The 22,630-nt window shown below is 69.8% G+C and carries 20 protein-coding genes, 2 tRNA genes and 2 pseudogenes; 12 read left to right on the forward strand and 12 right to left on the reverse strand.

Annotated elements, in window-relative coordinates; all coding sequences use genetic code 11:
• Positions 1 to 2: 2 nt before the first annotated feature.
• The 5 genes from ATK30_RS17370 to ATK30_RS45055 all read left to right on the forward strand — a co-directional run bounded on the left by ATK30_RS17370 (position 3) and on the right by ATK30_RS45055 (position 7,064).
• Positions 3 to 2,327, forward strand: coding sequence for a TOMM precursor leader peptide-binding protein (locus ATK30_RS17370; RefSeq protein ID WP_244194641.1), 2,325 nt, complete (start codon positions 3 to 5; stop codon positions 2,325 to 2,327).
• Positions 2,324 to 3,808: a SagB/ThcOx family dehydrogenase gene (locus tag ATK30_RS17375; protein WP_101436463.1), complete on the forward strand. Its 1,485-nt coding sequence runs from the start codon at positions 2,324 to 2,326 to the stop codon at positions 3,806 to 3,808. The genes ATK30_RS17370 and ATK30_RS17375 overlap by 4 nt, the downstream gene beginning before the upstream one ends.
• Before the next feature lie 5 nt (positions 3,809 to 3,813).
• Entirely contained in the window at positions 3,814 to 6,036 is a 2,223-nt protein-coding gene (locus tag ATK30_RS17380; RefSeq protein WP_143271400.1) for a hypothetical protein, read from the forward strand.
• Positions 6,029 to 6,835, forward strand: coding sequence for a thiopeptide-type bacteriocin biosynthesis protein (locus ATK30_RS17385; protein WP_101436465.1), 807 nt, complete (start codon positions 6,029 to 6,031; stop codon positions 6,833 to 6,835). The genes ATK30_RS17380 and ATK30_RS17385 overlap by 8 nt, the downstream gene beginning before the upstream one ends.
• Before the next feature lie 61 nt (positions 6,836 to 6,896).
• Entirely contained in the window at positions 6,897 to 7,064 is a 168-nt protein-coding gene (locus tag ATK30_RS45055; RefSeq protein ID WP_158242479.1) for a hypothetical protein, read from the forward strand.
• A 272-nt stretch (positions 7,065 to 7,336) separates the two neighbouring features.
• Here ATK30_RS45055 and ATK30_RS17390 read toward each other — a convergent pair.
• From ATK30_RS17390 to ATK30_RS17410, 5 genes are all read right to left on the reverse strand, one after another.
• Positions 7,337 to 7,410 (reverse strand) — tRNA-Arg (locus ATK30_RS17390).
• Positions 7,411 to 7,452: 42 nt separating this feature from the next.
• Positions 7,453 to 7,542, reverse strand: a tRNA-Ser gene (locus ATK30_RS17395).
• A gap of 66 nt (positions 7,543 to 7,608) precedes the next feature.
• Positions 7,609 to 9,318 (reverse strand): phosphatidylglycerol lysyltransferase domain-containing protein, encoded by a 1,710-nt coding sequence (locus ATK30_RS17400; RefSeq protein WP_101436466.1) that lies wholly within the window; start codon positions 9,316 to 9,318, stop codon positions 7,609 to 7,611.
• 46 nt (positions 9,319 to 9,364) lie between these two features.
• Positions 9,365 to 11,344, reverse strand: a complete 1,980-nt coding sequence (locus ATK30_RS17405) for an acetoacetate--CoA ligase (protein ID WP_101436467.1) — start codon at positions 11,342 to 11,344, stop codon at positions 9,365 to 9,367.
• A gap of 204 nt (positions 11,345 to 11,548) precedes the next feature.
• Complete coding sequence (locus ATK30_RS17410; RefSeq protein WP_101436468.1) at positions 11,549 to 12,181, reverse strand: dienelactone hydrolase family protein; 633 nt, start codon at positions 12,179 to 12,181, stop codon at positions 11,549 to 11,551.
• A gap of 104 nt (positions 12,182 to 12,285) precedes the next feature.
• Between ATK30_RS17410 and hisC the strand changes: the two genes are divergently transcribed.
• Complete coding sequence (gene hisC, locus ATK30_RS17415) at positions 12,286 to 13,344, forward strand: histidinol-phosphate transaminase (protein WP_101436469.1); 1,059 nt, start codon at positions 12,286 to 12,288, stop codon at positions 13,342 to 13,344.
• Here hisC and ATK30_RS17420 read toward each other — a convergent pair.
• Both ATK30_RS17420 and ATK30_RS17425 read right to left on the reverse strand, forming a co-directional pair.
• Entirely contained in the window at positions 13,337 to 14,098 is a 762-nt protein-coding gene (locus ATK30_RS17420; RefSeq protein ID WP_101436470.1) for a sulfite exporter TauE/SafE family protein, read from the reverse strand. The two genes, hisC and ATK30_RS17420, sit on opposite strands and share 8 nt — an antisense overlap.
• A gap of 918 nt (positions 14,099 to 15,016) precedes the next feature.
• Entirely contained in the window at positions 15,017 to 15,361 is a 345-nt protein-coding gene (locus ATK30_RS17425) for a VOC family protein (protein ID WP_101436471.1), read from the reverse strand.
• A gap of 77 nt (positions 15,362 to 15,438) precedes the next feature.
• Between ATK30_RS17425 and ATK30_RS17430 the strand changes: the two genes are divergently transcribed.
• Positions 15,439 to 16,137: a FadR/GntR family transcriptional regulator gene (locus ATK30_RS17430; protein ID WP_101436472.1), complete on the forward strand. Its 699-nt coding sequence runs from the start codon at positions 15,439 to 15,441 to the stop codon at positions 16,135 to 16,137.
• 1 nt (position 16,138) lies between these two features.
• On the opposite strand, the pseudogene ATK30_RS47285 reads toward ATK30_RS17430, so the two are convergent.
• Positions 16,139 to 16,543, reverse strand: a pseudogene (locus tag ATK30_RS47285) (VOC family protein).
• Between the two features lie 83 nt (positions 16,544 to 16,626).
• Between ATK30_RS47285 and ATK30_RS17440 the strand changes: the two are divergent.
• The gene (locus ATK30_RS17440; protein ID WP_101436473.1) at positions 16,627 to 17,439 is read left to right on the forward strand and encodes a class I SAM-dependent methyltransferase; all 813 of its coding nucleotides are present in this window, start codon (positions 16,627 to 16,629) and stop codon (positions 17,437 to 17,439) included.
• Positions 17,440 to 17,505: 66 nt separating this feature from the next.
• Here ATK30_RS17440 and ATK30_RS17445 read toward each other — a convergent pair whose 3' ends face one another.
• Positions 17,506 to 17,994, reverse strand: coding sequence for an FBP domain-containing protein (locus tag ATK30_RS17445; RefSeq protein WP_101436474.1), 489 nt, complete (start codon positions 17,992 to 17,994; stop codon positions 17,506 to 17,508).
• An 89-nt stretch (positions 17,995 to 18,083) separates the two neighbouring features.
• Between ATK30_RS17445 and ATK30_RS17450 the strand changes: the two genes are divergently transcribed.
• Complete coding sequence (locus ATK30_RS17450) at positions 18,084 to 19,556, forward strand: adenylate/guanylate cyclase domain-containing protein (RefSeq protein WP_101440897.1); 1,473 nt, start codon at positions 18,084 to 18,086, stop codon at positions 19,554 to 19,556.
• A gap of 28 nt (positions 19,557 to 19,584) precedes the next feature.
• Here the strand turns inward: ATK30_RS17450 and ATK30_RS17455 are convergent, their stop codons facing one another.
• Positions 19,585 to 20,583, reverse strand: coding sequence for a beta-ketoacyl-ACP synthase III (locus ATK30_RS17455; RefSeq protein WP_101436475.1), 999 nt, complete (start codon positions 20,581 to 20,583; stop codon positions 19,585 to 19,587).
• A gap of 203 nt (positions 20,584 to 20,786) precedes the next feature.
• Between ATK30_RS17455 and ATK30_RS17460 the strand changes: the two genes are divergently transcribed.
• Positions 20,787 to 21,257: an Lrp/AsnC family transcriptional regulator gene (locus tag ATK30_RS17460; RefSeq protein ID WP_101436476.1), complete on the forward strand. Its 471-nt coding sequence runs from the start codon at positions 20,787 to 20,789 to the stop codon at positions 21,255 to 21,257.
• A 165-nt stretch (positions 21,258 to 21,422) separates the two neighbouring features.
• Complete coding sequence (locus ATK30_RS17465) at positions 21,423 to 21,830, forward strand: SsgA family sporulation/cell division regulator (protein ID WP_101436477.1); 408 nt, start codon at positions 21,423 to 21,425, stop codon at positions 21,828 to 21,830.
• Here ATK30_RS17465 and ATK30_RS47290 read toward each other — a convergent pair.
• Both ATK30_RS47290 and ATK30_RS46210 read right to left on the reverse strand, forming a co-directional pair.
• A complete protein-coding gene (locus tag ATK30_RS47290) occupies positions 21,752 to 22,177 on the reverse strand; it encodes a hypothetical protein (protein ID WP_244194941.1) in 426 nt (141 codons plus the stop codon). The genes ATK30_RS17465 and ATK30_RS47290 overlap by 79 nt on opposite strands.
• Positions 22,147 to 22,389, reverse strand: a complete 243-nt coding sequence (locus tag ATK30_RS46210; RefSeq protein WP_244194988.1) for a hypothetical protein — start codon at positions 22,387 to 22,389, stop codon at positions 22,147 to 22,149. Before ATK30_RS46210 ends, ATK30_RS47290 begins: the two co-directional genes overlap by 31 nt.
• 51 nt (positions 22,390 to 22,440) lie before the next feature.
• Between ATK30_RS46210 and ATK30_RS46875 the strand changes: the two are divergent.
• Positions 22,441 to 22,605, forward strand: a pseudogene (locus tag ATK30_RS46875) (response regulator transcription factor); the annotation flags it as partial.
• Positions 22,606 to 22,630: the final 25 nt, after the last annotated feature.

The raw sequence follows: 22,630 nt of genomic DNA on the forward strand, positions 1-22,630 counted from the left end.
CCATGACGAAAAGCATCAACCGGGTCACGAGGTTCAACCGGTCGCTGCGGGTGCTGACGGTGCCCGGCGACGCGGTGTACCTCACCAGCGAGCGGACCACGCAGACGCGGCTGGCCGGCACGCTGGTCGAGCGGCTGGCGCCGCTGCTGGCCGACGGGCAGCTGAGCCGCGACGACATCAAGGCCGCGCTCGCCGAGGCCGACCCCGCGCGCATCGACGTCGCGCTGGACCGGCTGGGCCGCAGCGGCTACGTGGTCGAGGTCGATCCCGAGGTCGACCCGCGCGTCGGCGGCTACTGGGAAGCGTCCGGTGTGGACGGGGACGACGCGGTGCGCCGGCTCGCCGCGGCGAACGTGCGCGTGCTAACCGCGGGCGAGGTCGACGCCGCCGGGTTCACCGAGGCGTTGCGGGCGCTCGGCACCCACGTGACCAGCGAGCCCGGCGGGTTCACCGTCGTGCTCACCGACGACTACCTGCGCCCGGAACTCGCCGAATGGGGCAAGCAGTTCCACGAGGCCGGGGTGCCGTGGCTTCCGGTGAAGCCGGTCGGCAGCATGATCTGGGTCGGCCCGGTTTTCGAACGCGACGTCACCGGCTGCTACGAATGCCTGCGGGTGCGGCTGTCCAACAAGAACGTCCTCGCCTCCTACCTGCGCCAGCGCGGCGTGCTCGACAGCCCCGCACTGGTCAACTCGGTGACCGGCACCCCGGTCACCCAGGACCTGGCGCACCGGCTCGCCGCGCTGCACGTGGGCAAATGGCTCACCGGGGCGTTCGCCGCGGGACGCGCGGCGATGCCGCAGCCGCCGGGCGGGGTCGCCGCGGAATACGGCACGCCGTGGCAGGCCGAGGTCATCACTCTCGACACGATCAGCCTCACCCAGGAGCACCACCCGTTCCAGCGGCGTCCGCAGTGCCCGCTGTGCGGTGAGCCGGACCTGCAGGCGCGCCGCCAGGAAACGCCCGTGCGGATCGAATCGCGCCCGCGGATGGCGAGCAGCGACGGCGGGTACCGCTCGCGTCCGCCGGAGCAGTTCGTCGCCCGGTACGAGCATCTGATCAGCCCGGTCACCGGACCGATCAGCAACCTCGTGAAGGTGCCGCTGGAGGTCGAGGGCCTGCACACCTACACCGCGGGCCAGAACTTCGCGATCCCGATGGCGAACGCCAACGACCTGCGGGCGGGGCTGCGCAGTTGCAGCGCGGGCAAGGGAATGAGCGACGCGCAGGCCAAGGCGTCCGCGCTGGGCGAGGCCATCGAGCGTTACTCCGGCCTGTTCCACGGCGACGAAGCCCGCCGCACCGCGCGCTACACCGATCTCGATCCGGCCGAGGTGATCCACCCCAACGCGGTGCACCTGTACAGCGAAGCGCAGTTCCGCGACCGGGCCGAATGGAACGCGCGCCCGTCGCACTTCCACTGGGTCGCCGACGACCTCGACCCGCACGACGAGGTCGAGTGGTCGCCGGTGTGGTCGCTGACCGAGCAACGCACCAAGCTGTTCCCCACCTCCGGGCTCTACTTCGCTTACCACCACCCGGAAAACCGGTACCAGGCCGGAGCGAACTCCAACGGCTGCGCCGCGGGCACCAGCCTCGAGGACGCGGTGCTGCAGGGCTTCATGGAACTCGTCGAACGCGACACGGTCGCGATGTGGTGGTACCACCGGCTGCGCCGCCCGGCCATCGATCTGTCCACTTTCGACGTTCCGTACTTCGCCGAATGGCAGCAGCGCTACGACGCTCTCGAACGCGACACCTGGGTGCTGGACCTGACCAACGACCTCGGCATCCCGTCGGTGGCCGCGGTTTCGGTCCGCCGCGACAAGCCCGCGCAGGACATCCTGTTCGCCCTCGGCGCCCACTTCGACGTGGAGGTGGCGATCGGGCGGGCGCTCTCGGAGATGAACCAGTTCCTGCCCGCGGTGATCGGCATGAAGGCCGACGGTTCGGGCACTTACGCCTACAACGACCCCGACCAGCTGCACTGGTGGCGCACCGCGACCACTGAGAACCAGCCGTACGTGCTCCCGGCCGAAGGCCCGCGGCGCACCAAGGCCGACTTCGCCCGCTACGAAAGCTCCGATGTCCGCGACGACGTGCTGCGCGCCGAGCGGATCGTCGCGAAGCACGGCATGGAAATGCTGGTGCTGGACCAGACTCGCGTCGACATCGGCCTGCCGGTGGTGCGGGTGCTGGTGCCCGGGATGCGGCACTTCTGGCCCCGTTTCGCGCCCGGCCGACTGTACGACGTGCCGCTGGAGCTGGGCTGGATCGACCGCAAGCCGTCCGAAGCCGACCTCAACCCGATTGCGATGTTCCTATGACCACGCTCGAACGCACCGCCGAAACCGTCGTCACCTTCCGCCGCGACATTTCCTTGCTGCACAAGGACGATCAGGTCCTGCTCGGGCTCGCCGACCGCGCGGGCTACCGGCTCAAGGGCGTCGGCGCGCCGATGCTCGAAGCACTCGAGCAGGTCCGCGCCGGGCTGCACACCGAAGAGGAACTGGTCGCCGAGCACCCGAACTCGCCGGTCGCCGCCGTGCTGGCCAAGGTGGAACCGTTCCTCGCCGCCGGTTTCCGGTTGCGCGGCGAGCGCGTGGCCGTGCTGGAACGCACCGGCGTGACGCCGCTGCGGCCCGAACTGCCCGAGATCGCCGGCGCGTGGCTGCGCCTCGGCAAGTTCAGCCTGCTGCGCCGCCGCGGCGGTGAGCTGGTGATCGAATCGCCGATCGGGAAGTACCGTGCGGTGCTGCTCGACGCGGCGCTCGCCGGGGCCGTGGCCGCGCTCGCCGTCGCGCGGCCAGTGTCCGAACTGGACGCGGAATGGCATCCCGTGCTGGCCGCGCTGGCTGGTGCCGGTTTCCTCGACCTCGGAACGGACGGCGAGTTTCCCGCGGACCAGGACGACGTGCTGCGCCAATGGGACGTGCACGACCTGTACTTCCACAGCCGCAGCCGGATCGGGCGCACCGACGAGGCGTTCGGCGGCCGGTTCCCTTACGTGGGACAGATCGAGCCGCTGCCCGCGGTGAAGCCCGCCCCGGAGGGCCCGGCGATCACGTTGTACCGCCCCGAGTTCGACGTCGTGCGCTCGGCCGATCCGGGCCTGCAGGAGGCCATCGAGGCGCGCCAGTCCATCCGGACGTACGGCGAGAAGCCGATCACCGCGCAGCAGCTGGGCGAGTTCCTGTACCGCACCGCGCGGGTGCGCGGCACGTACGGACCGCGGCCGGAGGCGCGCATGCCGTACGAGGGTTCGAGCCGTCCGTACCCGTGCGGAGGCGCGGGCTACGAACTGGAGCTGTACCTGACCGTGCGCCGGTGCGACGGGCTGGAGCCGGGCATCTACCACTACGACGCGGGCGAGCACGTGCTGCGGCTGGTCAACGCTGACGAGGCCGCGCGGGAGGAACTGCTGTCCGTCGCGACGCTGTCGACCGGCGGCCAGGCCGTGCCGGACGTGCTGGTGACCATGACGTCGCGCTTCCAGCGGCTCTCGTGGAAGTACCAGTCGATCGCCTACGCCGTGACCCTCAAGCACGCCGGCGCGCTGTACCAGACGATGTACCTAGTGGCGACCGCGATGGGGCTGGCAGGTTGCGGGCTGGGCAGCGGGGACGCCGACGCGTCGGCCCGCGCGTTCAAGCTCGACTACCTGCGGGAGTCCTCGGTCGGCGAGTTCATCCTCGGCAGCGCCCCGGCGGAACTGCCGGCGCCGGTGAGCGGGGACGGCGCGCTCGACTGGCGCGCGGGCAACGACCCGGGCTGGCAGGCCGAGGCCCTGGCCGTGCGTAGGCGGTGACGACCGTGGCCGAACTGCTCGTCTCCCGGATCTGCGGGCTGCCCGCCGCGGTGCTCGACGGCCTGCGGGCCCCGGAGACCGTTGCCCTGCTGGAGGAGGCCGAGGCCGCCGCGGCACGCAAAAACGCGCTGCGCGAACCGGTCTGCGACCTGCTGCACGCGGTCATCGGCCGCGACGAACTGTCGCGCGACCAGCGGCGCGGGCTGATCCGGCTGCGCCGGGGCGTGTTCAACGACCGCACCGACGAGGCCGGGCTCCGGCTCTCGCGCGGGCTGCTGGCCCCGGCGGACGCGGAGCGGCTCGGCGAGTGGCACCAAGCGCTGGTGAGGGAGCGCGAACTGCTGGAAAAGGCGGCTCGGGCACTGACCGGCGAACTGGCGGCGGCGCAGCACGCGGTGTCGGCCGCGTTACGAACCCCCGACGTGCTCGCCGGGCTGGCGCTGGCCAGCCCGGAGTTCGTCACGGCCTTCACTGACCGGCCGGAGCTGGGCAAACCCGGCGGCAGGCTGAGCCGCAGCGCGGTGTCGTATCTGGTGCGGACCACGCTGAAGCCCAGTCCGTTCGGCACGTTGACCACGGTCGGCGTCGGCGGCTTAGCCGGAGCGGTCGATCCCGGCCCGGAGCGCAGGCTGGTGAGTTCTTCGCGCGTCGCCGCGCGGCTCGCCTACGCGGCTCTGGCCAGCGACCCGATGGTGCTGCCCAATGTGGACACCAGGTTGGTCGGCGACGAGTGGCTCGCCGCGTTGCCGGTCCATCTCAAACGCGGTGGCGTGTACTTCCGCGAGGACGAGGTCACTGCGTTGCCCGGCCCGGTGCCGTTCGACGCTCGCCCGCGCCGTCTGCGAGAACTGGCCGCCTTGCTGGGATGCTCGCTCGCCGAGCTGCGCCGGCTTCTGGATCAGGGCCTGCTGTTGCTGGCGCCGCCGTGGGAGCTGGCCGAACCGCGGCATTTCACGGCGTGGGGCGAACCCGCGCTGGCCGAAGCCGAAAAAGTCGTTGCCGGCAAGGAAAACGGACGCCAACGCGCCGAAGCCGTGCTCGCCCTGCGCTCCCGCCTGCGAACGACGTTGGCCGAGCGCGACCCGGCCCGCGCCGGATGGCTGGACGGACTGGGCCTGGTGCACGAAACCGTCGCGCACGGCCCCGAGCCGGAAACCGTTCCGCCCGAGTGGGTTCCCGGAGAACTGGACCGCCTCGAAGGCGTGTTGCGCTCGACGGTGCGGCCCCGGGCGGGTTACTTCGATCTGGTCCGGTTTTTCGTGCACCACTACCGCGACGGCAGCGCCGACCTCGCCGAGTTCGCCTTCCGCGCGGTACGGGACCTGGACCCGATGTGGTGGCTCTCCCGGTGCGCGGTGCCCGACCCGCGGGCGCGCGAGGTGTCCGGGGCGAGCGTCGGACGGCCCGCGCACTCGGTGTTCTGGCAGGTCGCGGGCGACGCGCTGGTGCTCAACCAGGTCCACCCGGGTTACCTCGGCGCGGTCGCGCGCTGGGCGGGCGTGCCGGGTCTGTGCGATCAGGTCGAAACGACGATGGCCGCCCTGCACGAACGGCGTTTCCTGGACGCGGCGGTCTACCAGCTGACCGCACACGCCGACTGGACGGACACGCAACGCCCGGCCGTGCGTGCGACGCCAGTCCTGTCCTGGGGAGCCGAACGTGCTTACGGCGGCGTGCCGATCGACGGTTTCCGCGTGCGCCACGACCCGGCCACCGGCACGCTCGAAATCCTCGACCCAGCCGGACGCCCCGCGGCGTTGAGCTATCTCGGCGCGGTGCCCGCACACCTGCTGCGCGGCGTGCCCCGCGTGCTGCAACTGCTTTCGGACCCGTGGCTGTCGCTCGGCCCGTGGGCACCGGCGCCCGGCCTTGGCTTCCGCGACCGCATGACGGACGGGCGGCTCGTGCTGCGCCGGGCCCGCTGGACGCTGCCCGCGTCGGCTCTTCCGCAGCTCGGCAGCGGGCCTGACCTCGACTTCCTCCGCGCCGGCCGGATGTTCCGAGCCGAGCACGGGCTGCCCGAGCAGCTGTTCGTCCGCGGGCTCGCCGCGGGCGGGACGCCGCGGGGCAAACCGCAATGGCTCAGCTTCGACTCCCCGCTCGCGGCGTGGACGGCGCTGAAAGGCCTGGCCGGCGCGGAGGAACTCGAATTCACCGAAGCGCTGCCCGCCGCGGGTGCGGCAGCCGGGCGCGTCACGGAATTCCTCACGGTGGTGACCCATGATTGATGCCGTGCTGCGACCGGAGTGGCGCTATTGGCGGGTTTACGTGCCCGATCTCCGGTCCGTTCCGACGCTGTTGCGACAAGTCGTGCAGCCATTCGTCGCCGCACACCGCGAAGGATTGCGGCGGTGGTTTTTCCTGCAGTACATGGACATGTCTGGCCTGCAGCTGCGCGTACGGTTCAACGCGCGCCCCGAAGCCGCGTCCGAAGTCGAAGCGGACCTGGACCGGCGCTTCGCCGAACACGGCGCGGAAGTCGTGAAACGCTGGTACGAACCGGAATTGGCGAAGTTCCGCGGACCGGACGGCGTGGAGTTCGCCGAACGCGTCGCGCACCTCGGCAGCGAAACCGCCCTGGAACTGCTGCCCGCCCGGACCCCGGCTCGCCGCATCGCACTGGCCGCGGCCCATACCGCGGTCCTCGCCGACGGCTTGCCCACGACGCAGCAGGTGAGTTTTCTGCACCAGTACGCGTGGTACTGGTCAGGTCGCGGTGCCCGGACCGTCGCCTGGCGTCCCGCCGCCGCGACCGCGCACCCCGGCGATCCGGCCGCCGTACGCCAAGCGAGCCGCCTCGCCGAAACCGTGGCGCGGGAACTCGCGACCGATTCGGTCGGACGCCCGTTGCGCCGTTACGCCGAGCGGTTCTGGGCGGAGTACGAGAACTCGGCACGCCGCGTTTCGCCTTACCGGGCCGCTTTCCAGCACGTCCACCTCATGAACAATCGGCTCGGCGCCGTTCCCGGAGAGGAGGCACAAATCGCGCGGTTGTTGTGGGTGCGACGAATGCGTAGCATCGAATAGGGGTCATTAGCCAACAAAAATCGGCAATCAAAAATAACGACGCCAGACAGGGAGAAAGATCATGGACTCAGGTTCCAGCGGCGCGGCGAGCAGCATCGGCGACCCGGACGACGACCACCCGAACCCCGTCGGGGACGCAGTGGTCAAGGGCGTGCGCACGGTGCTCGGCAAACTCGGCCCGGCCGGCAAGAAGGCCGCCGAACAGCTCCCGAAGAAGAAAGACAAGTAGTCCGGTGCCGCATCCCGCGCGACCGCGGCGCTGAGAGCGGGCCTATTCCCGTTCCCAGCGCCGCGGCCGTATCACCGGGTACCGGAATCCCGATGATCGATCGAGTGAAAGCCCCGGACCGGGAACTGCATGGGCGGATATTCCGCACGATTGAACTCGAGAAGACCCGGGCCGTCGGCAGGCTTGGCCACGCCGGAGCTCCCGGTCGCCGTCCAGACAGCGAGGACCCCCTGTCACCAGGGGGTCCTCGCTTTACTGTCTCGACCAGACAGTGCGCCCGAAGGGATTCGAACCCCTGACCTTCTGATCCGTAGTCAGATGCTCTATCCAGCTGAGCTACGGGCGCGTGTTCAGTTGTTAATCTAGCACCTGCCGAAACAAGCACCAGCGGAGGCTCCGGGATTTGAACCCGGGAGGGGGGGTTACCCCCAACCGCATTAGCAGTGCGGCGCCATAGACCAGACTAGGCGAAGCCTCCTGGGTCCCAACGACCACTGCTCAGATAGGTTACACACCCCTCCACCCCCTCCGGAAGGCACCCCCCTCAACGCTGCAGCAGCCGCCGCAACCAGGGGGAACGTCCGCCGAGGCCCTCGGCTTCGAAGGTCGCGATGCCTACGCGCGGCAGCGACCCGACGCCTGGGTAGACGAGGTAGCGCGGGACCCACCGGGGCTGGAACTTGGCGTTGAACCGGTAGAGGCTTTCGATCTGGATCCACCGCGAGAAGAAGTGCAGGACCTTCGCCGAGAGGCGCGCGACCGGGCCCGCTCCGATGCGCTGGCCCTGTTCCATCAGGGCGCGGAAGGCGGCGAAGTTCAGCGACACGTGGTCGATGCCGTTCTCGCGGGAGTACAGCAGCAGCTCCGAGATCATCAGCTCGTTCACGCCGTTGTCGGCGGTGCGGTCCCGCCGCATCACGTCCAGCGAGAGGCCTCGTTCGCCCCACGGCACGAACTGCAGCACGCCCCGGACGCGGCCGCCCTGTTCCGCGGTGACGATCACCGAACCGGGGTCGCCCATGCGGCCCAGCGCCATCGAGAACCCGCGTTCGGTTTCGGTGCCGCGCCAGGTGGCGGCCAGGTGCACCAGCTCGGACAGCTCGCCGGGACGCAGGTCCTCGGCCCGGCGCACCAAGACCTTGTAGCCGGCCCGCTTCGTCCGCGACGACGCCTGTCGCACGCCGCGCATCACGCGGCCTTCCAGCGTGAACGTCTCGGTGTCGACGACCGCCTCGTCGCCGATTTCCAGCACCTCCAGGCCGAACCGGGCCCACACCGTCGCGCCCAGCTCGGACGCGCCCATCGCGGCGGGCAGCCAGGCGTTGCGCTTGCAGATGTCCAGGTACTCCTCGATCGCGCCGGGCCACGCCTCGTGGTCGCCGAGCGGGTCGGCCGACGTCAACGCGACCCCGGCGATCACGCGGAACGTGACGGCCGCCTTGCCGGTCTTGGAGAAGACCGCGAACTTGTCGCGGCGCAGCGCGAAGTAGCCCAGCGAGTCCCGTTCCCCGTGCTGCTTCAGCAACTCGTGCAGCCGCGCGAGTTCGTCGTCGGACAGCTCCGGCGCGGGTTCGGACGAGCGCAGCAGGAAATACGCGGACACCAGTACGCCGGTGATGCTGAAGACCAGCCCGACCGACGCGGACAGGTCCTCGAACCACATCTCGTGGAACACCGCGGGCCCGCTGACGCCGGCGAGCGCGAGCGCGGACTGGGAAAACCGGTCCGCGAAGCTCATCGGGTCGAGCATCCGGGCGGGCGCGACGGACAGCAGCGCGAAGTTGAGCACGAACCCGGCCAGCACCAGCTGCAACAGCACTCGCAGCGCACGCCAGCGGCCAACGGTCGGGTCCGGGCGGGCGATGAAGTACCGCCTGGTGCCGATGAGCCCGGCGAGCAGCACCACGGACACCACGCCCGCGCCGAAAACGTGCCGCAGCCCGAGGTGTGACAACGCCAACAGGGCGGCGAAGCCGACCGCCAGTTGCCAGGCGCGGCGCTTGCGGCGACGGAGCCCGGCCGCGAGCATGATCAGCAACACACCGGTGACCAGCGCCACAGCGGCCGCCGCGGTGGTCGCTTCGCTCGGCAGCTCCAGCCATTTGGCCACGTGCCCGCGCACGTCGCGGCCCATCGGCACGACCGTGGACACGATGGCCAGCAGCCCGGCCAGCCTGGTCACCCAGGTGATCGCGACGACCGACGTGACGCCGGCCGCCTGCCAAGTGTGCTGCGCGCGCGTCTCGGTCACCACGCGTGCAACACGCACGGCCCTGCCATGCTTCCCCCCGCTGGCGCGTTCAGTCCGCGGCGAGCTCCACGAAGGGGGCCAGCGCGGCCGGGTTGGCCAGCGCGTCCCTGCTCACCGCCCTCTCCGGCGCGACTCCGGAGAGGATCCGCTTCACTGGTACTTCGCACTTCTTACCGTTCAACGTACGGGGAATCTCGGAAACGACGATGAACCGATCGGGTACGTGTCGTGGCGACAGCGCGTTGCGAAGCTCTTTCCGCAGGTCAGGCTCAACTTCTTCGAGTGTCGCGCCGGCCGTGAGTACGACAAAACACAGCAGCTGCCCGTCGTCGTTGCCCGCCGCCGACGTATCGATGACCAGCGAGTCGGCGACCTGGGCAAAGCCTTCCGCGACCCGGTAGAACTCGGCGGTGCCCATCCGGACGCCGCCGCGGTTGAGCGTCGAATCGCTGCGGCCGTAGACCACCGCCGAACCACGGCGCGTGATCTTGACCCAGTCGCCATGCCTCCAGATACCCGGATACATCTCGAAGTACGCCTCGCGCAGCCGGGAACCGTCCGGGTCGTTCCAGAAGGAGACCGGCATCGACGGCATCGGCTCGGTGATCACCAGCTCGCCGACCTCCTCGACCACCGGCTCGCCGCGGTCGTCGAACGCCGCCGCGGCCACGCCGAGCGCGCGGCAGGACAGTTCGCCGAGCCACACCGGCACGTCCGGCGCGGCCGTGACGATCCCCGCGCACAGATCGGTGCCGCCGGAGACCGAGCAGATCTGCACATCCCGGCCGATCGCGTCGGCGATCCAGCGGAAGCCCTCCGGCGACAACGGCGCACCGGTCGAGCCGACGACGCGCAGCGCGCTGAGGTCGTAGCGTTCGGCCGGGGCGAGGCCCGCCTTGAGGCAGCTCTGGATGAACGGCGCGGACGTGCCGAAGTAGGTGATGCGGTGCTGCTCCGCCAGGTGCCACAGCGCGTTCAGGTCCGGATGGCCGGGACTGCCGTCGTACAACACGATCGTGGTGCCGACGAGCAGCCCGGAGACGATGAAGTTCCACATCATCCAGCCGGTGGTGGTGAACCAGAAGAACCGGTCGCCCGGCCCCAGCCCGCTCTGCAGTCCCAGCGCTTTGAAGTGTTCGACGACGATGCCGCCGTGGCTCTGCACGATCCCCTTCGGGAGCCCGGTCGTGCCCGAGGAATACAGGATCCACAACGGATGCGAGGCTTCCACCGGCTCGTACGCCAGCTCGCCGCCCGCGTGTTCGGCGAGCATCGCGTTCCAGTCGACGACGCCGTCGAGGGTCCCGTCTCCTACGTATTTCACCAAAACGGTGGCTTCCAGCGAAGGAAGCTGTTCGCGCAACTGCTGAACGGTGTCGCGGATGTCGAATTTCCGGCCGTGGTAAGCGTATCCGTTCACCGCGATGAGCACCTTCGGCTCGATCTGGGTGAACCGGTCGGCGATCGCGCGGATCCCGAAGTCCGGGGAACACGACGACCAGATCGCGCCGAGGCTGGCGGTGGCGAGGAAAGCGATGAGCGTCTGCGGACAGTTCGGGGCGAGCGCGACGACCCGATCTCCTTTGCCGACACCGAAAGCGCGCAACGCGGCACGCGCGGCGGCGACGTGCGCGCGGAGGTCGCCGTAGGTGAATTGCTCGGTGAGCCCGTCCTCGCGGTGGAAGATCACTGCGAGTTCGTCGTCGGCCTTCGTCGCGCCGCCGGTGTCCGGGCTCAGCGAGTGTTCGGCGTAGTTGAGCGTGCCGCCTTCGAACCATTTCGCGTCCGGCATCGCGCCGGACAGGATTTCCCGCGGCTGCTCGTGCCAGCGCACGCCGAAGAACTCCGCCACCGCGGCCCAGAACTCGGGGACGTGCTCGACCGAGTAGTGCCACAGGTCGTCGTAATCGGCCAGGTCGACGCCGCGCCGCTCGCGCAGCCATCGGCGGAAGGCTTCGATCTTCGAGTCAGCGACCTGGTTCGGGTCGGGTCGCCAGAGCACCTCGGGAGCAGCGGCGTTCTCGGTCACTCGCCGATGCTAACCCCGGGATGCTCGCGAAGTCCTTTTTCGACCGTGCCCACTCCGGCCAGCAGCGCGCGGACACGTCCAGGCGACTGCTGGAAAGTTGCTCAGCACCGGAACGCCCGCCGCTCCTCCACAAAGGACACAGCGGCCGCCGATCGCCTCCCGTCGCTGCCGTTCGACAAAGCCCGCTGAGGGCGCTGTCGGAGATCAGCGGAGATGGGCGTCGAACCAGTCGAGGGTGCGTTGCCAAGCCTCTGCGGCCGCGCTGGGATCGGCGTCGAAGCGGTGGTTCGCGCCCGGGTAGCGCACGACGTTCGTCGCGACTTTCGCCGACGCGGCGGCCTCGCGCAGCTGCTCCACCTCGGCCTCGCCGACCTCGTCCCCGGCATCGCCGTACATGCCGAGCCACGGGCTGGTCACGCGGCCGGCGATCTCCAGCAGCTTCGGCAGCTCCGCGACCGCCTGGCCGCCGACGCTCACCGCCGCCCCGAACTTGCGGTGCGAGGCGACTACCAGCGCCGCCGTGCCGCCGAGGTCGAAGCCGACGACGCCGCGGAGGTCGGCCTCGACGCCGCGATCGGTGAGCCATTCGAGCGTGCGGTCGGTGGCTTCGAGCAGATCGCGCTGGGTGAGCTGTTCGCCGGACTCGATGTGCGGGGTGACAGTGAGCCAGCCCTCGCCGGCGAGGCTCTTGACCAGCAGGAGAACGCCGTCAGTGACGCCGTGGCCCTCGTGCAGGACCACCAGGCCGCCGCGAAGCGCGCGGTCGGGCTCGGCGAAGGTGAGGCGGAGGGTGCTGCCGTCGGTACGCTGGTGGTCCACGGTGGTCGTCGACGTCATCGCCTCATGCAATCACCTCTGGGTGAACATTGGGAACCTTTCCGGATCGGCCGGGGCGAGATACGGTGACCCCGTCGTCCCGTGAAAACCGAGGAGTTCCGACGATGCCGTCCCTCGCACCCCGCCCTGACCTCGATTCGTTGCCGAAGTACGTTCCCGGCCGGACGATCGAAGGGGCCGTCAAGCTCGCGAGCAACGAGGTGCCCGGCGGTCCGCTGCCGAGCGTGCAGGCGGCGATCACGGCTGCGGTCACCGGGGTGAACCGGTATCCGGACAACGGTTCCCAGGCTTTGCGCGAGCGGCTTTCGCGGCGGCTGGACGTGCCGGTCGAGCGGCTCGCGATCGGCTGCGGTTCGGTTTCGCTGTGCCAGCAGATGATCCAGGCGCTGTGCGGCGCCGGCGATGAGGTGCTGTTCGGCTGGCGGTCGTTCGAGGCCTACCCGATCGTGGTACAGGTGGCGCTCGCCACAGGCGTGAAGGTTCCGCTGACGCCGGAGCACGGGCTGGACCTCGACGCGATGCTGGCGCGGATCACCGACCGCACCAAGCTGGTGTTCCTCTGCAACCCGAACAACCCGACCGGCACCGTGCTGCACCGGGACGAGATCGAGCGGTTCCTCGAAGCGGTGCCGCCGCACGTGCTCGTGGTGCTGGACGAGGCGTACAAGGAATTCGTCACCGACCCCGAGGTGCCGGACGGCATCGAGTTCACGCGGACGCGCGGCAATGTGGCTGTGCTGCGCACGTTCTCGAAGGCGTACGGGCTCGCCGGGCTGCGCGTCGGGTACGCGGTGGCTCCGGAGCCGATCGCGCAGGCGCTGCAGCAGGTGTACGTGGCGTTCTCGGTGAACAGCATCGCGCAGGTGGCCGCGATCGCGTCGCTCGACGCGGAGGACGAACTGCTCGCCCGGTGCCAGGAGATCATCTCCGAACGCACCCGGGTGCGGGACGCGTTGCTGGAGATGGGCTACGAAATCCCGCCGACCCAGGCGAACTTCGTGTGGTTCCCGCTCGGCGAGCGCACCGCGGCCTTCGCCGAGCACATGCTGGACCGGAAGCTGATCGTGCGCCCGTTCCCCGGCGAGGGCGCGCGCGTGACGATCGGGACCCCGGAGGAGAACGACCTGATGCTGGCCGCGGCCAAGGAATTCCAGGCTATTTGAGGACCAGCTGCACGACCGCGGCGAGCCCGATCACGACGATCACGCCGCGCAGCACGGCGGGCGGCAGCTTGCGGCCGATCCTGGCCCCGAGCTGCCCGCCGATCGTGGACCCGAGCGCGAGCAGCCCGATCACCGGCCAGCTCACCGGGGCGACGAACGCGTAAATCGTGCCGGCGACGATGTTCACGACCGCGGACAGCACGTTTTTGACGCCGTTGAGCCGCTGCAACGGTTCGGACAGCAGCATGCCCATGACAGCCATCATCATCACGCCCTGCGCGGCGGTGAAGTAGCCGCCGTAGATGCCGATGACGAAGAGCAGCCCGAACAGCAACGGCCCGGCGTGGTGCTCGCGCCCGTTGGCCTCGCGGCGTTTCTGCACCCACTTCGACACCTTCGGCTGAACGATCACGAGCACGACGGCGAGCCCGACCAGCACCGGAACGATCTTCTCGAAGGCGCCCTTGGGCAGCGTCAGGAGCAGCACGGTGCCACCGATGGCCCCGAAGAACGAGGCGACCGCGAACCGCATCACCTGCGGCCAGTACCCGACGAGCTCATGCCGGTAGCCGTACGCACCACTGACCGTGCCCGGCGCGAGCCCGACCGCGTTCGACGTCGTAGCGGTCACCGGCGGATAGCCCAGCGCGACGAGCACCGGGAAGGTCACGAGCGTCCCTGAACCGACGACGGTGTTGATCGTCCCGGCCCACATCCCGGCGATGAAGATGACGACGGCATGCCACCAGGTCATAAAGCACTCACCCGCTGACCCTAAGCAGGAGCCTCCTCACCCGGCGACGCGATGTGTCCGGTCAGACACTGGAAGGCATCGCCCAGGCGCGACGGGTGCGTGGCGGCGGGCGCGGTTCAGCTCATCGGCAGTCCCCGGCGTGGCCGCGCACGCAACGGGACCCGCCACGGGCTGACACAACCGCCACCGCGCGCTCCACTTCGGCCACCGGGTCCGCGCTCTGGCCGCCATGTCCAACTGCCAGAGCCGCCACGTCTGGCCGGATCCGCGCAGCAGCCGCCAGGCCGGGGCCGCCGAGTCCGAGCTCCAGCCGCCACATCCAGCCGCTAGCCCGCACTCAACCGCCAGGCCCACGCACCAGCCGCCAGGTCCACGCACCAGCCGCCAGGTCCACGCACCAGCCGCCGGGTCCACGCACCAGCCGCCGGGTCCGGTCGGAGCCGCGCACCAGCCGTCAGGTCGAGCCGCCGGATCCGCACACCAGCTGCCACATCCGGCCGCCGAGTCCGCACTCCGGCCGCCAGGTCCGGCCGCCGAGCCCACGCTCCTGCCCGCCAGGTCCGGCCGCCGAGCCCACGCTCCCGCTGCCAGGTCGGGCCGCCGAGTCCGCGATTCAGCCGTCAGGTCCGCACTTCGGCTTCACCGCCAGATCGCACTCCGCCAGCCAGCTGGTCCGTGATCTGCCGCCGCCTCAGCCACAAGCCCGCACTTCAGCGCAGCCGCCGGTCCGCGTTCCGTCTCCGCCTCAGCACCCAGCCCGCTCCCGCCTCGGCACTCAACCCGCGTGCGTCTCCGCCCTCGGCACCCAGCCCGCTTCACCTCCTCGCTCCGCTCCCGCCGCACTCACCTCGACTCCCAGCCACTCCGCGCACTCCACTCACCCACTCCGCCGAACCCCACCCCGCCCGGCACCACCCCTCACCGCTCAAAGACGCAAAACTCGTTCCCCTCCGGATCCGCCATCACGTGCCACTCCCGGTCCCCTCCTCGCTCCGCCACCATCCGCGCACCGGCGGCGACCAGTTCGTCCGGATTTCCCCACACGTCCAGGTGCATCCGGTTCTTCACCGACTTGCGCTCCGGCACCGGGTTCAGCCAGAGCAACGGCCCCTCGCCGGCCGGGTCGACGATCGCGACCGGCCAGTCCGGCGGTTTCTCGCCGGACGGGCTCCGGCGGACGTAGCCGAGCACCGTGCACCACCAGTCGGCCTGTGCCTGGTGGTCTAGTGCGTCCAGTGCCAGATCCTTGAACTTCGCGGGCATGGTCCCTCCCTTTCCCACCGAAGATCGTGACACCCGCCACCGACAATTTCCCGCGCCTCGGGTCGCCAGCTGTCAGGATGGGCGGCGTGGCCCACGAATCCGAGCAGGTCTGGAGCGCCACGGTCGACCATCTGCGCACGATGATCGACTCGGGCGAGCTTCCGCCGGGCTCGCGGCTGCCCGCCGAACGCGCGTTGTGCGAGCAGCTCGGCATCAGTCGCGGGTCACTGCGCCAGGCGTTGCGCGTCCTGGATTCGATCGGTTACGTCCAGATTCGCGCCGGGTCAGGCACTTACGTCCGCGAGCAAGGCACCGAGGAAAGCCCGCTGAGCAGCTGGTTTTCCGAGCACGAGCAGCTGGTGGAGAAGCTGTTCGACCTGCGCGCGACCGTCGAGCCGACCCTCGCCGAGCGGCTCGCCCGGCAGCACACGCCGCGTGTGGTGCAGCGGCTCGCGGACAACGTCGCGGAGATGGAGGCGGCCGCGGCGGCTGGGGACATGTTGCGCGTCATCGCGACCGACGCCGAGTTCCATCGGGTGATCGCCGGCAACGCGGGCAATGACGACGTCGCTGACCTGCTTCGTTCGGTGCTCGCCCTGGTCGGCGAGGAACGCCGGGCCGCGCTGCGGCTGCCTGGGCAGATCCGCAAGGCCGTGGCCGAGCACCGCGCGATTCTCGACGCCATCAGCCGGTCGGACGCGGCAGCCGCCCGCGAGATCACCCTCAAACACTTGCTGGACGCGAAAACCTACGCCCACGACTACGCGTCTTCCTGAATCAGCACACGCAGAATGCGTTGCCTTCCGGATCCTGCAGCACGGCGAAACAGCCGCTCTCGTCCACGACCGTGCGCACATGCACGGCGCCCCGCGCGACCAACCTGGCCGTCTCGGCCTCGACCCCGACTCGATCCGCCGCCCCGGTGCGCACATCCAGGTGCAGCCGGTTCTTGCCGAGTTCCGGCTCGGGCACGCGATGGAACAGCAACCGTGGGCCGAGTCCGGCCGGGTCGGCCGCCGCTCACCACGCTTCCGCGCCGTCCCCGACCGAGCGGGAGAACTCGGCCCAGCTCGACGCATCCGAGGGCGGCCCTTCGACCACGTACCCCAGCGCCGCGGCCCAGAACTCCGCCAGCCGCTCCGGGTCCGCACAGTCGATGGCTATCTGCACCCGCTTCGCCATGCCTATGGATGATGCCGCCTCCGGCAATCAGCGCTACAGTCTTCACAAGTTTGTGAAGACTTTGCCACGATGGGGGTCTGGCCGTGGAGAAAGTGCACTTCACCGAAGAGAAGGCGACCAACCTCGGCACGCTGTATGCCCGCGCGCTCGACGCTCGTGCGGCCGATCCCATCCTCGGCGACACCGCCGCCGACGAGGCGGTCAAAAAGATCGACTACGACTTCCGCAAGCTCGGCGTCAACGAGAACTCCGCGGTCTCCGTCGCGATCCGGGCGCGCGCGATCGACGAGATGGCCGCCAAATGGCTCGCCGAACACCCGGACGCGATCGTCGTGCACCTCGGCTGCGGAATGGACACCCGCGTGTACCGGCTCGACCCGCCGCCCTCGGTCATCTGGTTCGACGTGGATTATCCCGAGGTCGTGGACGTCCGCGGCCGGATTTACCCGGAGCGCCCCGGATACTCGATGATCGGCTCGTCGGTCACCGATTTCGGCTGGCTAGACCAGGTTCCCGGCGGACGCGAGGCGCTGATCGTGGCCGAGGGGCTCACCATGTACCTCACCGCGGAGTCCGGGACCGAACTGGTCCGCAGGCTCGTCGGCAAGTTCCCGTCCGGCCGGATCGTGGCCGATTTCTTCAGTTCGCTCGGCATCAAGGCACAGAGGATCAACCCGGTGGTCCGCCGCGCGGGCGCGACTTTGCATTGGGGCATCGACGATCCGCACGAACTCGAACGCTACGGCCTCCGCCTGGTGTCCTGTTTGGACGCGACCGACTGGGCGAGCGACGAAACCCTGGCGAAGATCCCGACCGCGTCCCGTTTGGCGTTGCACGCGTCAGCGCTGTTCCCGACGATCCGCAGGATGGGCCGGATCGCCGAATGGGAGTTCTGAATCCCTGACCGACCGGGCTGCTTTTGCCCACTCCGGACATCCCGGTCACCAGCACCCGCATGGCGGTTACCGCGTTTCCAGCACCCGCGCGACGAACCGGCCGATCTTCTCGTTCATCCGCTCGACGCGTTCCTCCTCCGAGAGCGTCTCCTTCGGCTGCGGCACCGCGGGCTTGAGCTCGCCGCGCAGGTACGCGCTGCACGCCAGGTCGGAGCACAAATACGTACCGACCGTGTTGCCGTCGCGGCCGGCTTTTCCGGCGAGCCGGGCGGAAAACAGCGTGATGTCGGCGAGCGGATGCGTCGTGGTGCAAAACGCGCAGATGTTGCTGCGCAGCCGCGATTTCGGCGGCGCCGCGGCCCGCAGCGACAGGCCGATCACCTCGTCACCGCGCGGTACGACGAGGTACGCCCGGCCGGGTGCCTTCACGTCACGCCAGCCGAGGAAGTCGCGCTTCTCCCACGGAATGTCCGCGGGGAGCGTGATGGACTTGGCTTCCCCGCGGGAACAGTTGACGAACGAGGCGCGGATCTCGGCGGGGTCGAGCGGTTGCATGCGGCCACGCTAACCATCGCCGTACCTCGGCCGCGACGGCTTTTTTCGCTCCTGGACCCGCCACCCCATACGATCTGCTGGTGCGCACGATGATCGCGGGGAGGTTCCGCCTGGTTCTGCGCACCAGTCTGGGCTTCGCCGCGCTCGGTGTCGGATCGAGTGTCGCCGGTGCCGGAGTCGTCGCGTTGCTGCTGCTCCTGCAGGGTTTGCCGGCGGACGTCGACGATCGCGGCTGGGTGCTCGGCGTCACCGCGGCCGGGGTGGTCGCGCTCGCCTTGATCGTCGGCACGCTCTGGACCGCTTACCTGCAGCGCCGCACCGTGGTGTGGTTCACGATCGGCCGCCCGCCGACCGCGGACGAGGCGAAACGCGCGCTGCGGCTGCCGTTCGACATGGCGGTGGTGAGCGGCACCCTCTGGCTGATCGGCGCGCTCGCGCTGGGCATTCTGGCCGGCGTCCTCGGTTCGATCGGCGACGCGGCGGGCATCGCGCTCACCATCGGCCTCGGCGGGCTGACCACGGTCGGCCTCACCTACCTGGCCGCGGAATGGGTCGCGCGTCCGGTGATGACGATGGCGCTCGACGTGCTGCCGCCACGCGGTTCGCTGCCGGTCACCGTGCTGACCCGGCTGGTCGTCACCTGGGTGCTGGCGAGTGGGGTGCCGCTGATCGGCGTGCTGCTGGTGACCACGCCGCCCGACCTCGGCCGCCACGGAAACCCGACGGCGAGCCTGATCGTGCTGTCCGTGACCGGCCTGACGACCGGTGCGATCGGCACCGCGCTCCTGTCCCGCGCGGTCGCCGCGCCGCTGCACCGGCTGCGAATCGCCCTGGACGCGATCGCCCGCGGACGCAAGGACGTGCACGTCGACGTGGACGATTCGAGCGAAATCGGGATGCTGCAGACGTCGGTCAACGACCTCGCCGCCGGCCTGCGCGAACAGGACCGGATGCGCGACCTGTTCGGCCGCCACGTCGGTGCCGACGTCGCCCGGCACGCGCTCGAATACGGTGCGTCGCTCTCCGGTGACGTCCGCGAGGTCACCGCGCTGTTCGTGGACGTCGTGGATTCGACAGCCCTCGCCTCGCGCACTCCGCCGCAGGAATTGGTCGAGAAGCTGAACCGGTTCTTCGCGAGCGTGGTGTCCGCAGTGGACGCTCGGGGCGGGCTGGTCAACAAGTTCCAGGGCGACGCCGCGCTGTGCGTTTTCGGTGCGCCGACCCGGCTGTCCGACGGCCCGACGATGGCTCTGGCCGCGGCCCGCGCGATCCGCGACGCGGTGATGTCAGAAGGCGAGCTCGACCTGGGGATTGGTGTCGCGACCGGGCAGGTGTTCGCCGGGCAGCTCGGCGCGTCGAGCCGTCTTGAGTACACGGTGATCGGCGACGCGGTGAACGAAGCCGCGCGGCTCACCGAACACGCGAAAGCCGTGCCGTCGCGCGTGCTCGCCAGCGAAACGACGGTGAAAGCCGCACTGGGCGGCGAACGGGAACACTGGCGGCTGCATGGCGAACTCCACCTACGCGGCCGCCACCGCGAGACCCGGACCTGGACGACCTAGCGCCGCCGGTTCTCACTGGGATGGCCGCTTACGACAGCTCAGGCCAGGTCAGCACGGTCGAACCCCAGGTCAGCCCGGCCCCGAACGCGGTCAACAGGACCCGGTGCCCCGGCGTCAGCGTCCCGTCGGCGACCGCGTCCGCGAGCGCCAGCGGGATCGACGCCGCGCTGGTGTTGCCGACCCGGTCGATGTTCGACACCACCGCGTCCGCCGGCATGCCGAGCTGCTTCGCGGTCGCCTGCAGGATGCGGATGTTCGCCTGGTGCCCGACGAACCGGTCGACGTCGCCGACCATCCAGCCTGCCTGGTCCAGCACCGCGCGCGAGGATTCCGCCATCCGCGCGCACGCCTGCCGGAACACGGCGGTGCCCTGCATGACCATGAACCGGTCCTTCGGGTTCTCCGGCACCCGCTGCGCCGCGCCGCCCGCCTCGACCCACAGCAGCTTGGCCAGTTCGCCCTCGCTGTGCAGGTCGAACGGGCCCAGCGCGCCGCGTTCGCCGGGCTCGCCCGCGCGCAGGAGGACCGCGCCGCCGCCGTCGCCGAAGATCGGCACCGTCGTGCGGTCGTCCGGGTCGACCAGCGAGGTGAAGACGTCCGCACCGATCACCAGCACCCGCTCGGCCATCCCGCCGGCGATGAACCCGGCGGCGGTCGCGAGCGCGTAGACGAACCCGCTGCACACGGCGTTGACGTCGAGCGCGAGCGCCGTCCCGAGGCCGAGCCGGGCCGCCACCTGCGGCGCGGTAGCCGGGCAGAGCTGGTCGGCGGTGGAGGTGGCGAGCACGACCGCGTCCGCGTGCCCGTCCGGGCCGAGCGCCGCCCGTCCCGCCTCCTCGGCGAGGTCCACTGTGGACTGGCCAGGCGCGACCCGGCGGCGCTCCCGGATCCCGGTGCGGGTGCGGATCCACTCGTCGGTGGTGTCCAGGCGAGCCGCGATTTCGTGGTTCGTCACCACGTGCTCGGGCAGCGCGCCGCCGAGTCCGGCGACGACGGCGGCTCGATGCTGCGACCGGACAGCACTCATGGCGGGACCTCCCAGACCGGCTTGTTGGCGGACGTCGCCGGTTGCCTCCCTTGTATGGCCTACCCCTGGGTAGACCGGTCAGTTGTGTTCCACGTCACTAAGAGACCTCTTCCACATTCGCTCAATAGGAGGTATTGCGCGCAGCGTCACGGCGGCGTGGTAAACCCGAGGCTTTTTGTCGGTCCGTCCAGTTAGCCTGAAGCGTGCGCACTCCCGACCTGGACCAGCTTGACCTCGCCATCCTCTCCTGCCTGCAGACCGACGCCCGCATGATCGCCGAGGTCATCGGGTCCAAAGTCGGCCTGTCCGCCGCGGCCGTGCAGCGGCGGATCAAACGGCTGCGCGAGGCCGGAGTGATCGAGAAGGAGGTCGCGGTGCTGTCCCCGGCCGCGCTCGGGCTGGACATGACGTTCGTCGTCATGGTCGAGATGGAGCGCGAGAGCCTGCCGGTGCTCGACGGCTTCCGCGCGCAGGTCCTCGCCGACGACTGCGTGCAGCAGTGCTACTACGTCACCGGCACCGCGGACTTCGTGCTCGTGGTCACCTGCCCGGACATGGCGGCGTTCGAGAATTTCGCGCGGCGGATGTTCTTCGACAATCCCAACGTCCGGCATTTCACCACCAGTGTGGCGATGGACCGGGTAAAAGTGGGCCTCACGCTGCCGCTTTCCTGACCCGCGCGGAAACGCAAGGGTTCTGTGTCCGGTGTTACGTGTTCGCGTCCTGATGCAACCGATCGCGTGAACGTCGCCGGAACGCCGTCATGTGCTCCCGAGTCGATCATCTCCCTGCCGACCAGTTCGCGAGGCGCGAACGACCGGAGGAAATCAGGAGCAGCCGTGCACACCACCGACGCCGTACACCAGACCCAGTTCGTACTGCTGAACGAGAGCACTACGCCGGTGCTGTCCCGCCTCTCCTTCCACGCGGCGGAGCCCTACGCGGTCACCGTGGCGTTCCGGACCGAGCGCGGCCGGTGGATCGAGTGGACGTTCGCCCGAGACCTGCTCGTGACCGGGCTGGACGAGCCGACCGGGATCGGCGACGTGCGCATCCGGCCGGACCTGTCCGAGGACGAGGCTTTGCTGACGCTGGAAATCGAATCGCCCGACGGCTACGCGTCGTTCGAGCTGGAACGCGCCGACCTGCAGGCGTTCCTCGAATCTTCCTACGAGCTGGTGCCGCTCGGAGCCGAGAGCGAGCACTTCGACATCGACGGGCTGATCGAGGAGATCAGCAACGTGTGAGAAGACCTGCCGATCCCGCGGCAATGCGGACAAGGGCGGTTCGAGTGCGCTGGAGGCACTCGAGCCGCCCTTGTCGCATGTGGACCGTGGGGACGGACAATCACCCGCGCACGAGCGTGCTGCCAGTCGCCGACAGCGCTCAGCGAGAATCCTACCGAGCAGCCGGACGAGCTGCCGATGTAGTACGCGTCCCCGCCGAGCACGTTGTAGTGCGCCTTCGGCACGGCCGAGGTTTCCGTCACGGCCACTGCCGCAGTGTCCACACCGGACTGGCGGACGAACTGCTCCGCCGCGCCGCGCTGTCCCTTGAGGACAGTCAGGCTGATCCGGTTGCTCGCGGTGTCGATGCCCCAGCCGGTGACGGACTTCGGCGCGCCTGGTCGACCGGCACCGCGTCGGTCACCGAGACGACGGCCTTGCCGGTGGCCGCGTTGAAGCTCGTGCCGCTGACGCGTTGGCCGAGAGACTTCTCCGGTGCCGCGCCGATCTTGCTCGCGGTCTCCTCGTTCGCGAGCCGGGCGAGCGCCTGGTTGTGGGTGAGGCCGAGGTCGCGCTGCATGGCCGGGACCAGGCCGGGGTTGAGCGGGGCGGCGCCGGCGGCCAGGCGACGATCGCCGAGATGCTCGCAAAGGGTCGGACAAACCGACAGATTGCCGACGGCCTGTTCCTGTCACCGCGCACGGTGGAGCAGCACGTGGCGAAGGTGCTTCGGAAGCTAGGTGCGCGAAGCCGCACGGATGTGACCAGAAAACTGCCGAACCTTCCGTCGCGCTAACGGGCGTCTCGTCGCGCCGAGTCCT

This window comes from Amycolatopsis echigonensis (assembly GCF_002846615.1).
Lineage (GTDB): Bacteria > Actinomycetota > Actinomycetes > Mycobacteriales > Pseudonocardiaceae > Amycolatopsis > Amycolatopsis echigonensis.